Raw genomic sequence first — 14,747 nt, forward strand, 5'->3', positions numbered from 1 at the left:
TAGGCTTACCCGCATGTCTTCACCTAGCGCCAACGCTGTGAAACGTATCCATGTATACGGTCATGCCAGCGCATCTCCTAAGACCGTGGCAACTGCTTTCGGGGCACGCTTCACCGATAGCCCTGAAGGGGAATCTGACTTAGCTATCTTTGCCATTAACCCTTCTGCCGGAATTGATCAGCAAGCTATAGATAACTGGGCCGCTCTAGATGATTTCCAGATCCCGCGAATGGTCGTAGTAAATGGCCTTGAAGGACAAGAGCTCGATTTTGAAGATGCCGTCATGGTTGCCAACCGTGTCTTCGATCAACTTGTAACTCCGTATCTAGTTCTTCACGATGATAACGGCGAGGTAGCAGCGCTCATTAGATTGCAGGATTTGCAGATAATTGATTACACAAAGAATCCACCTCAGCTTCGAGCAAGTGATCCTGAGCATGAAGAACTCGTACGTGAATTTCGTGAAGAATATTTCGATCTGACATCAGAGATGGATGAAGGTGCCTTTGCAGCCGGCATTTTATTTCCAGCTATTCCGATTAACTTGATAAAAGGTATCGGTGTAGATGTCGTGCACAGTTATATAGATTTACTACCAAGCAGCAGCTAACTCATCTCGCGTCATAGTAAGTAACTGCGGTAACACTTTCGTTTTTCCAATAATTGGCATGAAGTTAGCATCGCCCGACCAGCGAGGAACAATATGTTGGTGGATATGTGCTGCAACTCCTGCACCTGAAATCGCACCTTGATTCATTCCGAGATTGAATCCATCGGCACTCGAGACTTTCCGAACGGTTTTCATCGCGTGGGCGCTCAAGTCGGTGATTTCATGACGCTCTTCATCGGTCAGATCGGTTAAATCTGCAACATGTCGATACGCGCACACAAGCAAATGTCCTGGGTTGTAGGGATAGAGGTTCATCACCACATAAGCAGTCTTACCGCGGGCAACAACCAAACCTTCTTCATCTGAAAGCGATGGGATACGACAGAAAGGACATTGAACATCGTTGCCATCGAGTGGGCGATTTTCCCCACGCAGGTAATCAAGGCGGTGGGGAGCCCATAAACGCTGCCAACCATCTGGCATGCCTACACCGTTGATTTCAGACATTACTAAACCTGTTTACGGTTAGCGACGATCTCTTTGATCTCCGCGATTGCATCTGCGATAGAAATACCGTTCTTCTGATCACCATTGCGATATCTAAAGGAGACCGCCCCGGCATTCATATCTTCTTCGCCTGCAATGACCATGAAAGGAATCTTCTGCATCTGTGCGTTACGCACCTTCTTCTGCATACGGTCATCTGAAGAATCTAGTTCAGCGCGAATACCCGAAGATTTCATCTGCTTCACAACGCCATGTAAATAATCAGTGAAGTTATCGGCAACCGGGATTGCCATCACCTGAACGGGTGCAAGCCATGGAGGAAACGCGCCTGAATAATGCTCTGTAAGAACGCCGAAGAATCGCTCGATTGAACCAAAGAGCGCACGGTGAATCATCACTGGTCGCTGACGTGAACCATCTGCAGCGGCGAATTCAAGTTCAAATCTTTGTGGAAGCTGGAAGTCAACCTGGATTGTGGACATCTGCCATGTGCGACCGATTGCATCTTTAGCTTGTACAGAAATCTTTGGTCCGTAGAATGCAGCTCCGCCTTCATCAAGAACTAGTTCAAGATTCTGAGCAACTGCAGCTTTACGAAGAGCCTCAGTAGCTTCTGCCCAATCCGCATCTTCTCCAACAGATTTTTCTGGGTTGCGAGTTGAGAGTTCGAGATAGAAATCTTCGAGACCGTAATCGCGGAGCAAGTTAAGAACGAAGGTGAGAAGTGAATCGAGTTCACCTGGCATCTGCTCTTTGGTGCAGTAGATGTGAGCATCGTCTTGAGTAAAGCCACGAGCGCGTGTAATTCCGTGTAACACGCCTGACTTTTCATAGCGATAAACAGTTCCAAATTCGAAGAGTCGAAGTGGTAGCTCGCGATAAGAACGCTGACGTGACTGGAAGATGAGATTGTGGAACGGGCAGTTCATCGGCTTCATGTAGTACTGCTGACCCGCACGCTTAATTGTTCCGTCGGCATGGAGCTCTTCATCCATGATCATTGGTGGGTACATACCTTCTGAATACCAATCAAGGTGGCCAGACTTCTGGAAGAGCGCTGCCTTGGTTAAGTGAGGTGAGTAAACAAATTCGTACTCTTCTTCTTCATGGCGCTTGCGCGAATAATCTTCCATCGCACGTCGAACGATGCCACCCTTTGGATGAAACACGGCAAGACCAGAACCGATCTCTTCAGGGAATGAGAAAAGGTCTAGCTCCTGGCCAAGGCGACGATGGTCACGCTTTTCAGCCTCTGCAAGAAGTTCGAGGTAGGCGTTGAGTTCATCTTGTGATGGCCACGCTGTTCCGTAGATACGTTGCAGCATTGGATTCTTTTCAGATCCACGCCAATAAGCGGCGGCGCTACGCATCAACTTAAATGCTGGAATATGTTTTGTAGACGGAAGGTGCGGCCCGCGACAGAGATCAGACCAGACTGGTTGTCCATCTCGACCTAGATTGTCATAAATCGTTAACTCTGCGCCACCAACTTCAACGTTGGTCTCGTCAGTTCCACCACCCTTAATTCCAATGAGTTCGCACTTATACGGCTCGTGAGCCAGTTCCTTCAGTGCGTCAGCTTCAGTAGTAACTCGACGCTTAAATCGCTGTCCTTCTTTCACGATCTTGCGCATTGCGCTTTCAATCTTTTCTAGATCATCAGGATTGAAAGGGTTCTGTGGATCGAAGTCGTAATAGAAACCATCGGTGATGGGAGGTCCAATACCTAAACGTGTTTGTGCAAAAACTTGCTGCACTGCTTGCGCCATCACGTGCGCTGTTGAGTGGCGAAGAACCGATAGCCCTTCTGGTGAAGAAATCGAAATGCCTTCAATGACATCGTCATCAACAAGGTCGGTCCAGAGGTCCTTCAGAGCGCCATTTACTTTGCAGACAACAATCTCTTTATTCTCGGCAAAAATATGGGTTGGTTTCTGATCTGCCTCGATGCTGCGAACAGCGCCATCGACGGTTACAGAGATCATGGACATGGGGTTAGCCTACCGAAACAGGCTTACAGTTCGCGCGAATTTGCTCCTCAAGAACGCGTGAAGCATCTCCTATTTTCAATTTCATATCCCCGATATGCGAGATGGGCTGGGCAATTCGAAGACTGGAGACCATAAATCCAGATTCGATCTCTGGAATCTCAGAGACGTGGATTGGCCGAACCTTCACTCCGCAATTCTCTACTGCGATTGCGCGGATAACGCCCGGAAGAATTCCAGATGAAATGGGCGACGTGACCCACTCGCCTCCAATCAAGAAGATGAGATTCGATACGGCAGTTTCAGTGATTTCGTTCTTTTCATTAAAGAGCACACTGTCGTGATAACCCTCGTCATTGGCCGCATCAATTAACCCAAAGCGGAAGTCATAGGGAAAGCGCTTGTGAACTTCACCGATGACGGTTTGTGTGTAGAAATTCAAACGAGCTGGATCTATTAGCTCGACGTAAGAGTCATGAGTGATATGGAATACGTCTTCCCCGAAGCAAATTCTCATCCGTCCCACATCATGAGGATTTTCGCCGAGAACTCTAATCATCTCTTCTCGAATGAAGTCTTCAGACGGAATTGAAATACCGAGTTCTAGCGCTGATTCCAAGGCTCGACGCATGTGGCGTCCAAGGGCAATGGGTGCACCGTTAACGGTCTTAATCGTTTCAAAGATTCCAGAACCTTGAGGGAAGCCATGGCCATCTAGTTCTACCGAAGTCATAGCTCTCCCCCTGCGATCGAAATGAGATGACGCGCTTTGAGCTGCGTCTCCTCCCATTCTGCAGCAGGATCACTTCCCCACGTGATTCCCGCTCCCGTACCAAAATTAAGAGTGCTTCCTTCATGCCAAAAGGTGCGAATTGCTACCGATAATTCCGCACGGTCACCATGAATCCATCCAAGAGTTCCGCAGTAAGGTCCACGCAATCCCTCATTCTCTTCAATGATGGAGAGTGCAGAACTCTTTGGCGCACCGCTTACTGATCCAGGAGGCATCGTGGCTTCCAAGATTTCACGCCATGAGATTCCCGATTTCAATCTTCCTTCGACATCCGAGACTAGATGAGTAATCCCAGGATGCTTCTCATTTCTAAATAGCTCAGTTACTTCGATTGATCCGGCATCACAGATACGACCTAAGTCGTTACGCATCAAATCAACAATCATCAGATTCTCAGCTTTATCTTTCTCGCCAAATACATCCTGATCACTTCGAATTGTTCCCTTGATAGGCGAGGTAATGATCTTTGAACCGTTTCTAGACAGGAAGCGCTCTGGAGATGCCGATGCGACTTCCAGGCCGTCAATATTGAGATAGAAAGCGAATTGCGCCGGATTGCGTTCAAGCAATTGAGAGAACAATCCTTCTAAAGAATCGCCTTCAAAGGGTTGGCTCAAGATTCGGCAGGCGTTAACTTGGTAGACGCCACCGCGGGCAATGGATTCACGAATCTTCGAAACGTAACCGATGTATTCACTCTGACTCAGTGATGTCGACCAACGTGAAGTAAGAATCTCCCATTTATGCTCAAGGAAATTGTCTTCCGAAACATTTGCAAAACGAGCGAATCTTGCTTTTCCCTCAAAAGAAATAGAGACTGCCCAGAACGATCCATCATCTAAACGGCTAGCGTCGTCAGTGATTTCGACGCAATTGGTTGCGTGAATTCCACCCATCCACATCTGCGTTATCGGGGCTGACATGGGGCAAGGCTACGCATATAAAGCCTTCGAAATCCCTTTCAAAAATCCCGCTTTGGCAGTTCAGCCCGCACTGCGCTAGATTTGCCCCTGCACAAAATGCGGACGTAGCGCAGCTGGTAGCGCGGAACCTTGCCAAGGTTCAGGTCGCGGGTTCGAACCCCGTCGTCCGCTCGGATTAACCGCCGCTTCGAATTTATTTTCAGGTGGCGGTTTGTCTATGGTCGGATGGCCGAGAGGCGAGGCAAGGGACTGCAAATCCCTCTACACGGGTTCAAATCCCGTTCCGACCTCCAGCTCTTCTTTTTTCAATAAGAGAAGATTTGGTTGAGCACTACAATTACGACACACAATTCAATATACCTAGGACGATTGGCTCAGCGGTAGAGCACCACATTGACATTGTGGGGGTCACTGGTTCGATCCCAGTATCGTCCACTTAAGAGAAAAGCCCACCGCCACATCAGTGACGGTGGGCTTTTCTTATTTACTACTTATTCAGCTTTGCCTGCAGCCTTATTGAGCGCACGAAGCAGCTGGTATCCGATGACAGCAACGAGTGTTCCGTTGATGATTCCACCGAATGAGTAATCCCCACGCTTCCATGTCATATCTGCGATACCAATAATCAATGTAGTTGCAGCGATGAAGAGGTTGGTTGAGTTACCAAAGTTGACCTTATTTTCGATCCAAATCTTTGCACCGAGAACTCCGATCATTCCGTAGAGAGCAACTCCGACTCCACCAAGAACTCCTGCTGGAGTTGCACTGAGTACAGCTCCGAACTTAGGAGATAGTGAGAGAAGGATGGCTCCGATACCTGCTACCCAATAAGCAGCAGTTGAGTAGATGCGAGTTGCTGCCATAACGCCGATGTTTTCAGCGTAAGTAGTTGTTCCTGACCCGCCACCAGCTCCTGCAAGAGTTGTTGCTACGCCGTCTGCGATAAGTGCGTTACCCATTTGACCATCAAGATCTTTTCCTGTCATCGCAGCAACTGCCTTGACGTGGCCAACGTTCTCAGCGATAAGAACGAGGACAACTGGCAAGAAGAGCAAGATTGCATTGACATCAAATGATGGTGAGGTGAAGGTCGGTAGTGCAAACCACTTTGCAGCCTTTACGCCATCAAAGTTGATATCGCCCTGAAGGGCTGCAAATGCGTACCCAATGATGATTCCACCGAAGATGCTGATGCGTCCTAGGAAGCCCTTTGATACTGCTCCAATAATTGCAACGGAAGCAAGTGTCACGATTGCAGTAACAGGCGCTGCCTTGAAGTTGTTGTTAGCCGCTCCCGCAAGGTTGAGACCAATAATCATGACGATTGAACCAGTGACAAGTGGAGGCAATAGCCAGTTGATCCATCCGATACCAACGGCGTTAACAATCAAACCAACGATTGCTAGAAGCACGCCAGTTGCAACAACGCCGCCAAGGGCTACGGCAATCCCACCACTAGCTTGTGCAGCCGCGATTGGAGCCAAGAATGCAAAAGATGAACCGAGGTAGCTAGGTACCTGATTCTTGGTAAGTGCAAGGAAGATCAAGGTTCCGATACCTGAGAAGAAAAGTGTGGTGCTAGGCGGGAAGCCTGTGATGATTGGAACTAAGAATGTTGCGCCGAACATTGCGGCAATATGTTGAACACCAACTCCGATAGTAAGTGGCCAAGCGAGACGTTCATCTGGCTTTACAACTTCTCCATCTTTAACTGACTTACCATTTCCATGTAGATTCCACGATAGAAGCGACATCGCATTCCTTCCAGCTCAGTTGAGAACCACAGAGTTACTGTGGCCGGGGAATGTAAAAAGGGTAGAACTGAACTACCGAGTAACTTCGATATGACACGAGTCTTCTGGTGTAGATTCATCGGGTGATTGCGCTTCTGCCAGGATTCTTGACTGGGTTATCCCTCATCATCGCCATCGGCGCTCAAAATGCCTTCGTCATCAAACAAGGTCTATTGCGACAACACGTCCTCCTAATTGTTCTTATCTGCGCCATTTCTGATGCTGTTCTCATATTTCTCGGAACAGGCGGTCTGGGCGCACTGGTTCAAAGTAATCAAGGATTGCTTGAAGTCATTCGTTGGTTTGGCGTCGCTTACTTAACGTGGTTCGGAATTAAGAGTGTTAAATCGGCGTTCACTAATCAATCGTTGGAAGCTTCAGAAAGTCCAACAGTCAGTGCGCTCAAGGTTGCAACGACGGCCCTAGCGTTGACCTGGCTCAATCCACATGTCTATCTGGATACGGTCATACTTTTAGGAAGTGTTGCAAATCAATTCGATTCAAATCGTTGGTATTTCGCTATCGGCGCATCAGTTGCAAGTGTTCTGTGGTTTACCGTTATCGGTTTTGGCGCCAGGGCTGCCTCGAAATATATGTCGCGTCCAATATTTTGGAAGATCCTTGATTCACTGATCGCAGTCGTCATGTTCTCGATTGCAATAACGCTCGCTTTCTTTAATTTTTAGTACGAGAGGTAAGCAGGATTCCCAAGGCAACAATCGCGATTCCTATATAACTCTGCAGAAAAAGAGCCTCGCCAATTACGATGGCAGCCAGGATCGTTGCAGTTGCGGGTTCGGCTAAAACCACTGTCGCAGCAAGACTGGATTCGATTCTCTTGAGCCCAAACATAAAGAGCACGTAACCAATAGACGTTGTCACAAGCCCCAGCCATAGAACGGTGAGAAAGCCTTGTGAAGTAAAGATCCATTCTGGGTTTTCAGTAAACAAGAACGGGAAACTGACCAACGCTGCAACGCCGAATGTTGTTGCCGTAAGCCACATATCCTGTGCGCCCCTTGCGAGGGATTTGCGACACACCACATTAAAGATTGCAAAACCTAACCCGGCAAGGACTGCTAAACCCACACCCTTGGGTTCGAAAGATTCGACGCCATTCGCAGTTCCCACCAAGATGATTCCAAAAACTGTCACTGAAGTTCCTAGGTACCAACTCTTCTGTGGTTTCTCTCGGAGAATTAAGTAAGCGACTATTGCTGAAAGTGTTGGAGCTGAACCGAGGGCTGTAACGGTTGCTATCGCGATACCGGTTGAATGAACGGCGCTGAAGAAAGTCAGTTGATACATTCCGATTCCAACACCACAGATGATCAAATCTAGGAGCGGCATTCGTACATCTCCCCGAGTCTTTCTTTGGAAGTATGCGAAAACGAAGAGAAATGCGGAGCCACATAAAAGCCTTGCTGAGGCGACCGCGACAGGGGAAATATCCGGAACGCCAAGTTGTTGAGTTGTGCCAGTTGTTCCGAAGCAGAGAGCGGCACCAAGTACGGCGAAGATTCCCGCACGTTTCTTGGTAGTACTCATCCGACGAGGATACTCGTAGTATGCGCTCATGACATTTCGCGCGGTAAAACCAATTGATGGAACTCCATACGGAGTTGAGATCCCAGAGCACACTAAGGGTGACGTTGATTCACGAATCAAGAACGCTGCTGCCTCGGCGCATGCGATTGCTCATCAATCACCCAAAGAGCGAGCTCTTCTACTTCGTACTATCGCTGCCGAGATCGAGGCCGTGCGCACTTCACTTGTCGAATCTGCCTGTGCCGAGACCGCGCTCCCTGAAGCTCGAATCGGCGGCGAAATAACTCGCACAACAGTTCAGTTCGAGCTCTTCGCCCGTCTTGTTGAATCCGGTAAACATCTGGGAGTCGTTATCGATAAGGCTGATGCCAATTACTCCCCTGCACCACGTCCTGATATTCGCAAGATGAATGTGCCACTTGGGGTCGTTGCAATTTTTGCGGCGAGTAATTTCCCTCTCGCTTTTTCTGTAGCTGGAGGCGATGCTGCTTCAGCGATTGCTTCAGGTAACGCAATCATCGCGAAGGCTCATCCTTCTCATCCAAATACCTGCGCCACGATTGAACTAGCAATCAAGTCGGCACTGAAGAAGTGTGGGTTGAGCGAAGATATTTACTCCATTGTCCAAGGTGTTAACCCTGAGATCACTCATTGGTTGGCGCTTCATGATGATGTGAAGGCAGTTGGTTTCACAGGCTCTGAAGTTGTCGGAAGAATCCTGGTCGACTTAGCGGCAACTCGTAAGGAACCAATCCCAGTATTTGCTGAGATGGGAAGCCTCAATCCAGTCTTCGTCACAAAGAACGCAATCGCCGATCGTTCAGAAGCGCTTGCTAAAGGAATTATTGATTCTGCACTCATGGGCTCTGGCCAGTTCTGTACCAAGCCAGGGCTGGTATTTATCCCTGAAGATGAAGATTTCGTTTCAACTATGAAATATCACCTTGCAACACTCTCTGTCGCGCCTCTTCTGAGTAAGTCCATCGCTGAGCGCTACTCGGCAGCAATCGCGAAACTTTCTGCTGCCGGCAAACTCGAAGTTGCATCGGGAATTGCCAATGGCTCAGGCTTTGGAGTTACTCCAACCGTATTCATCACTGATTGGGCGACAGCCTCTTCGAACCATGAATTGCTCGAAGAGCACTTCGGTCCAACAACTGTCGTCATTACTTGTGATGAATCCCAATACGTTGACATTGCCTCATCGCTTCAGGGTCAGCTGACCGCAACGATTCAAGGAACTGATGCCGATAAGCCTGCTGAGCTTCTTTCAGTGCTGAAAGAGAAAGCTGGCCGAGTCATCTGGAACGGTTTTCCTACAGGGGTTGCCGTTACAACCGCAATGAATCACGGCGGTCCATGGCCTTCATCGTCATCGCATACAACCTCAGTGGGAACAGATGCGATCTATCGCTTCATGCGTCCTGTTGCGTATCAAGGTTTTGCGCAGAACGTTCTTCCAGAACCGCTACAAGATGCGAACTCTTGGGCAGTTCCTCAAGACATTAACTAGACGATAAAACCGCTTGGGAATGGATCGTTCTCATCGAGCATCCATGTTGCTTCACCCATCACCCATGCGCGTCCGGTAATCATTGGAATAATCGCGTCGAAGTTACCGACTTTGGTGCGCTCTTTGATTCGTCCCTCAAAGTGGGAACCGATCCAAGATTCATTGTTGAGAACATCGCCTTCTTTGAAATCTCCGCGAGCCACCATCTGGGCTAGTCGAGCACTTGTTCCTGTACCGCAAGGAGAACGGTCGAACCAACCTGGGTGAATTGCCATCGCATTGCGCCAATGCAGTGGACCTTCACTTCCGGGTGCAATGAAATCGATGTGATGACAGATTGCGATATCTGGATTTTCTGGATGCACGGGACGATTCTGTTCATTGATGGCATCAGAGATGAGAAGACCGTAATCGAGGAACTTCTGGCCATTCTCGCGCTTGAATTCAAGACCTACCCGATCGACCGGAACAATGGCGTAGAAATTTCCACCATATGCCATGTCGTACGTAATCTTTCCAAGTCCAGGAACATCAACTTCTTGGTCAAGTGCGTAGGAAAATGATGGGACGTTGGTCAAGGTGACATTCTTTGCGCGGCCATTTTCTACTGCGACATCTACGACCACTAATCCTGCTGGAGTATCTAGGCGAATAGTTGTTACTGGTTCAACAACTTTCACTAATTGCTTTTCAACGAGAGCGGTAGCTACTCCGATAGTTCCGTGACCGCACATCGGTAAACATCCTGAAACTTCAATATAGACAACTCCCCAATCAGCATCTGGTCGAGTTGGCTTCTGCAAGATTGCACCGCTCATTGCGCTATGTCCACGTGGTTCATACATCAACCAGTGACGGAAATAATCCATATGCTCCATGAAATGCAGGCGTTTATCGAACATCGTAGCCCCGGGGATTTCGCCAATCCCTGACGTCACAACACGAGTTGGCATACCTTCGGTATGCGTCTCAACAGTCGTGACGGTGCGGATGCTCTTCATAAGAGCGGTTAGCGATTCTTAAAGTAAGCCAGCGCTACATCCATCTCACGATGAATCTGCTCTTGCTCATGCTTTGGAAGAGGTAGACGTGGAAGTCGTGTAGGACCGCCATATCGACCGACGTGATCCATGCCCAACTTAATCGCCTGAATGAATTCCTTTTTAGAATCCCAGTGGAAGACATCATGAAGTGCTGCGTACATCGGAGCTGCCTCTTTGAAGTTTCCTGATGTTGCAAGGTTATAAAGCTCCATAGACTCCTTAGGAAGAGCATTTGGGAATCCTGCAATCCAACCTGAAATTCCAGCTGTTGAGAGTTCGAGGAATACGTCATCCGCGCCCACAATCACCTCAATACGTGGAGCAAGTTTTTTGATCTGCCAGATACGACGAACATCGCCAGAGAATTCCTTGATTGCGACCACGTTTGGAACTTCATCAGCAATACGGGCAACTAACTTTGGAGTCAGATCTACCTTTGTATCAAAAGGATTGTTGTAGGCGATGATTGGGATGCCAACTTTTGCTACCTCTTTGTAGTGTGCAATCACTTCGTCATCTGACGCGCGATATGCGTTAGGTGGAAGCAACATGACAGCGCCTGCTCCTGCCTTCTGTGCATGCTCTGCCCACTTACGTGATTCGGCTGCGCCGTACGCGGCTACACCAGGAACAACGCTGAAACCTTTTGGAGCTGCAGCTACTGCAACTTCAACCATCTTGGCGCGCTCTTCAGCTGTAAGTACTTGATACTCGCCGAGCGAGCCGTTTGGGATAACACCATGTGTTCCGTTAGCTGCAAGCCATGCAACATGCTCTGCATACTTGTCGTAATCAACAGAGAGATCAGATTTGAACGGGGTCGCTGTGGCGGTAAGTACGCCATTCCATGGGTTAGTCATGCTGCACAACTTATCCCGTAATCCTACTTTTTTCCATCTCCAAGAAGTCCGAGTGAGATAGGGCTAGCAATAGGTCGGTTGCTTGAAGCAATTCGTTCACTATCTGAGACAGTGCAATGAGTAAGGCCTGCGACAATTTCTGAGACATTGCGAGAACAGATTCTGCCCTGACAAAGCCCCATGCCGGCGCGAGTAAATAGTTTTGCGGTACGAGAATCTTCGGCACCGAGTTCGGTCACTGACTCACGTATTTCAGTCATCTTCACTTCTTCGCATCGACAGATTGTCGTCGTATCGTCCGACCAGCTCTGCCAACCATCACGAATTGGATAAGAACGCTTCAGGGCATTTGCAAATATCTGCTTCCGCATTCGATTGAACTTAAGTAATGAGCGAACACCTTGTCCGGATGCGGATAATCCGGCAATCTCTCCTTCAATAAGAGAAAGGTCAGCTCCCCCGATTCCCGTTGCTTCCCCTGCGATCCATACATTTTCTACCGAACTTCGCTGCGCATCATCGACCGAAAAGATGGTGGTTCCATCAACATCAACTCGTTGTGCGCATCCAACAATTCCCCCAAGTGAGAGATCGGGCATAAATCCCCATCCGACTGCAACAACATCTGCGAGGTGCGACTTCTTTCGCTTGGCCACGATCTTGAACTTTGAGTTAACTCGAGAAACGGTCGTTAAACCCTCAGAGAATGAAGAGATGGATCGCTTGAATTGCGGTTTCACGCTGAATCTCTTCAGAAGTTTTGCGTAGTAAATAAGTTCAAGGAATTTGGATGGGTTGAGCAATAAAGCGTGCGGTGACAGTGCCCAGCGCAACGGAGTATTTGCATCGTAGAGACCAACGATTTCCGCACCTGATTCAGCTAAGCCGGTCGCAACAGGCAATAAGAAAGGTCCAGTTCCAGCAACTACCACTTTCTTTCCTGCCAATACTCCATGACCTTTAAGTAAGGATTGTGCTGCACCTGGAGTCATTGATCCCGGCTTATCCCAACCAGGAAAGGGAAGTGAACGATCGTATGCACCTGTTGCAAGGATGAGTTTCTCTGCTGTTAACGAACTCTCTTGCCCACCTTGCAGATAGTTCACTCGAAAAAGATTGCCATCCTTTTCAATACTCCAGACAGTTGCCTCTGAAATTTGGGTTATCGAAGACGCGGTCTCAATCTTTGCAAATAGATTGTCGGCGCGATTGCTTCTATAACCTTTCACCGCAGTCTGGTGGCGCCAGTACTGACCACCTTTTCGAGGCGCAGAGTCGATGAGTGCAACATCTGTTCCATTGCGTGAAGCAGCTTCAGCCGCAGCAAGTCCAGCAGGACCGCCACCAACGACGATGATCATGGCGTGCTCTCCACTTTCATTCCTTGCTTTGCCTCAATAAGGCATGAGCGTTGGTTTGCGACACCGTCAACAACAACAACACAGTCATAACAGATACCAATGCCACAGAAGATTGAACGGGCTTCATTGCCAAATCGCGTAGTGCGAAGTTCTCGGGTATCGGACGCAATGAGCGCTGCAGCGATACTTTGTCCTTGCTGGCAGCTGAATTCTTTTCCATTGAAAGTAAATGAGATCTTTTTCGTCATAGCGAAACCTTCTCAAACCTTGCGGGCGAAAACGCGGAACCATCCATGAACGATTCACGCCCAAGAATTGCATCTGTAATGAGCGCTGCAGACCCCGGCGCCAATCCGATTCCGGCACCTTCATGGCCTGCGGAATGCCATAGGCCTTTAACTGTCGCATCTTCACCGATTACCGGGAGGTGATCTGGTGCATAAGGGCGAAATCCACGATACGCGCGCAACAATTGAACATCGCGCAGTATCGGAAAGAGAGATGTTGCTTGCGCTGCAAGACGACGCAGGATTTCGTAATTCATAGAACCATCAAATCCAACTCGTTCGCGGCTGGCACCGATCAAGATTGTTCCGGCGCGCGTTCCTTCAACGACTGTACTGGTCTGTAAATCGGCATCACTACTAGCAACATTTGCGACGTAGTCAGAGTCATAGACCTTATGGAAGACATATTTCTTGGTTGGCTCGGTGACAAGAATAAAACCCTTACGTGGAGCGATAGGCAGATGAGATCCAGCCATCTGAGCCAACTCCCCCGCCCATGTTCCTGTTGCATTGACGATAATCGGTGCTGAGAAATTACCTTGCGTTGTCTCGATACCAGTTACTGCACCTTGGTTAACAAGAATTCTGGTGACTTTTGCTTGAGAGATAAATGCTCCACCGCGTTTTACGACCGTACGAATCACATGAGCTGCAGCCAACATTGGTTGGCATTGAGAATCTTGTGGATAGAAAACTCCAGACTGGTATCTCTGGTCTAGGTAGGGTTCCAATTCATGGAGAGATGTGTGGTCTAACTTCTGAATCGCCACACCATGCTGACTCTGCTCAGACGCTAATTTCATCAACGGGCCATCATCGTTGCGAGCAACAACTACTCCGCCCTTGGCTTCAAGCTCAAAGGTATCGCCAACGTCATCTTGCATTTCAAACCATAAATCACGAGAGCGAAGTGCCAGTATTAGTTCTGGACCAGGATCTTTATCTGAGACAAGAATGTTGCCTTCGCCTGCGCCAGTTGTTCCGCTCGACACTGCTCCGCGATCAATAACCAGAACTTTAAATCCAGCATTAGTAAGCGAAAGTGCAACCGAAGCGCCCACTATCCCCGCGCCAATAACAATTGCGTCAGGATTTTGCATGGGAGAAGTCTGCTCTACTTTGTAATCTGTTGCAGAACTTCGAGAAGATCAGACTCTGCCGCTGGTGCGATATCCCAAGGCTTATGTAGACCATCATTTTCCCAGCGAGGAATCACGTGCATATGCAAGTGAAAAACGGTCTGCCACCCAGCATCTCGGTTCATCTGAAATACAGATGTGCCTTCCGATCCAAGTTGCTCCTGAAGGAGATCAGCCACAACTTTCGCTGTGCTTGCAACGTGACCATAAGTTTGCGCATCTGCCTCATGAATATCTTTGACGTGGTTCTTTGGAATAACCAGAGTGTGGCCACGATTGGCGGGAAAGATGTCGAGGAATGCGAAGCAGTGCTCATCTTCATAGACCTTGTAGGAAGGAATGGAGCCTTCAACTATCTTGCAGAAGATGCAATCTGACATGG

Annotated in this window: 15 protein-coding genes and 3 tRNA genes; 6 read left to right on the plus strand and 12 right to left on the minus strand. The window is 48.6% G+C overall.

Annotation, left to right across the window (positions count from 1 at the left end; all coding sequences use genetic code 11):
- Positions 1–13: 13 nt before the first annotated feature.
- Entirely contained in the window at positions 14–610 is a 597-nt protein-coding gene (locus tag AC8GFK_RS03850; protein ID WP_506624738.1) for a hypothetical protein, read from the plus strand.
- Here the strand turns inward: AC8GFK_RS03850 and AC8GFK_RS03855 are convergent.
- From AC8GFK_RS03855 to AC8GFK_RS03870, 4 genes are read right to left on the minus strand one after another with little or no spacing between them, the layout of a single operon-like run.
- Complete coding sequence (locus AC8GFK_RS03855; RefSeq protein WP_506624739.1) at positions 593–1,117, minus strand: HIT family protein; 525 nt, start codon at positions 1,115–1,117, stop codon at positions 593–595. The two genes, AC8GFK_RS03850 and AC8GFK_RS03855, sit on opposite strands and share 18 nt — an antisense overlap.
- A gap of 2 nt (positions 1,118–1,119) precedes the next feature.
- Positions 1,120–3,108, minus strand: coding sequence for a threonine--tRNA ligase (gene thrS / locus AC8GFK_RS03860; RefSeq protein ID WP_506624740.1), 1,989 nt, complete (start codon positions 3,106–3,108; stop codon positions 1,120–1,122).
- 4 nt (positions 3,109–3,112) lie between these two features.
- Positions 3,113–3,838, minus strand: a complete 726-nt coding sequence (locus AC8GFK_RS03865) for an aminotransferase class IV (protein ID WP_506624741.1) — start codon at positions 3,836–3,838, stop codon at positions 3,113–3,115.
- Positions 3,835–4,821 (minus strand): chorismate-binding protein, encoded by a 987-nt coding sequence (locus AC8GFK_RS03870; protein WP_506624742.1) that lies wholly within the window; start codon positions 4,819–4,821, stop codon positions 3,835–3,837. The genes AC8GFK_RS03865 and AC8GFK_RS03870 overlap by 4 nt, the downstream gene beginning before the upstream one ends.
- Before the next feature lie 98 nt (positions 4,822–4,919).
- Between AC8GFK_RS03870 and AC8GFK_RS03875 the strand changes: the two genes are divergently transcribed.
- The 3 genes from AC8GFK_RS03875 (at position 4,920) to AC8GFK_RS03885 (ending at position 5,256) form a co-directional block, all read left to right on the plus strand.
- Positions 4,920–4,992: transfer RNA gene (locus AC8GFK_RS03875), tRNA-Gly, on the plus strand.
- Between the two features lie 48 nt (positions 4,993–5,040).
- Positions 5,041–5,114: transfer RNA gene (locus AC8GFK_RS03880), tRNA-Cys, on the plus strand.
- Positions 5,115–5,184: 70 nt separating this feature from the next.
- A tRNA-Val gene (locus AC8GFK_RS03885) sits at positions 5,185–5,256 on the plus strand.
- Positions 5,257–5,312: 56 nt separating this feature from the next.
- On the opposite strand, the gene AC8GFK_RS03890 is transcribed toward AC8GFK_RS03885, so the two are convergent.
- Positions 5,313–6,575, minus strand: a complete 1,263-nt coding sequence (locus AC8GFK_RS03890) for a uracil-xanthine permease family protein (RefSeq protein ID WP_095673603.1) — start codon at positions 6,573–6,575, stop codon at positions 5,313–5,315.
- Between the two features lie 122 nt (positions 6,576–6,697).
- On the opposite strand from AC8GFK_RS03890, the gene AC8GFK_RS03895 reads away from it, so the two are divergent.
- On the plus strand, positions 6,698–7,300 hold the full coding sequence (locus AC8GFK_RS03895; RefSeq protein ID WP_506624743.1) for a LysE/ArgO family amino acid transporter: 603 nt from the start codon (positions 6,698–6,700) through the stop codon (positions 7,298–7,300).
- On the opposite strand, the gene AC8GFK_RS03900 is transcribed toward AC8GFK_RS03895, so the two are convergent.
- The gene (locus tag AC8GFK_RS03900; RefSeq protein ID WP_506624744.1) at positions 7,290–8,162 is read right to left on the minus strand and encodes a DMT family transporter; all 873 of its coding nucleotides are present in this window, start codon (positions 8,160–8,162) and stop codon (positions 7,290–7,292) included. The genes AC8GFK_RS03895 and AC8GFK_RS03900 overlap by 11 nt on opposite strands.
- Before the next feature lie 28 nt (positions 8,163–8,190).
- Between AC8GFK_RS03900 and AC8GFK_RS03905 the strand changes: the two genes are divergently transcribed.
- Positions 8,191–9,675, plus strand: coding sequence for an aldehyde dehydrogenase (NADP(+)) (locus AC8GFK_RS03905; protein ID WP_506624745.1), 1,485 nt, complete (start codon positions 8,191–8,193; stop codon positions 9,673–9,675).
- On the opposite strand, the gene AC8GFK_RS03910 is transcribed toward AC8GFK_RS03905, so the two are convergent.
- The 6 genes from AC8GFK_RS03910 to AC8GFK_RS03935 are packed head-to-tail and all read right to left on the minus strand — an operon-like array spanning position 9,672 to position 14,745.
- Positions 9,672–10,676, minus strand: a complete 1,005-nt coding sequence (locus tag AC8GFK_RS03910; RefSeq protein ID WP_506624746.1) for a proline racemase family protein — start codon at positions 10,674–10,676, stop codon at positions 9,672–9,674. The two genes, AC8GFK_RS03905 and AC8GFK_RS03910, sit on opposite strands and share 4 nt — an antisense overlap.
- Positions 10,677–10,684: 8 nt before the next feature.
- Positions 10,685–11,578: a dihydrodipicolinate synthase family protein gene (locus AC8GFK_RS03915; RefSeq protein WP_506624747.1), complete on the minus strand. Its 894-nt coding sequence runs from the start codon at positions 11,576–11,578 to the stop codon at positions 10,685–10,687.
- A gap of 23 nt (positions 11,579–11,601) precedes the next feature.
- Positions 11,602–12,939 (minus strand): FAD/NAD(P)-dependent oxidoreductase, encoded by a 1,338-nt coding sequence (locus tag AC8GFK_RS03920; protein ID WP_506624748.1) that lies wholly within the window; start codon positions 12,937–12,939, stop codon positions 11,602–11,604.
- Positions 12,936–13,187, minus strand: coding sequence for a (2Fe-2S)-binding protein (locus AC8GFK_RS03925; RefSeq protein ID WP_506624749.1), 252 nt, complete (start codon positions 13,185–13,187; stop codon positions 12,936–12,938). The genes AC8GFK_RS03920 and AC8GFK_RS03925 overlap by 4 nt, the downstream gene beginning before the upstream one ends.
- The gene (locus tag AC8GFK_RS03930) at positions 13,184–14,326 is read right to left on the minus strand and encodes an NAD(P)/FAD-dependent oxidoreductase (protein WP_506624750.1); all 1,143 of its coding nucleotides are present in this window, start codon (positions 14,324–14,326) and stop codon (positions 13,184–13,186) included. The genes AC8GFK_RS03925 and AC8GFK_RS03930 overlap by 4 nt, the downstream gene beginning before the upstream one ends.
- Positions 14,327–14,340: 14 nt before the next feature.
- Entirely contained in the window at positions 14,341–14,745 is a 405-nt protein-coding gene (locus AC8GFK_RS03935; RefSeq protein ID WP_506624751.1) for an HIT family protein, read from the minus strand.
- Between the last annotated feature and the right edge of the window lie 2 nt (positions 14,746–14,747).

Origin of the sequence: Planktophila turicensis (SeqCode) (assembly GCF_965234405.1) — a bacterium.
GTDB lineage: Bacteria > Actinomycetota > Actinomycetes > Nanopelagicales > Nanopelagicaceae > Planktophila > Planktophila turicensis.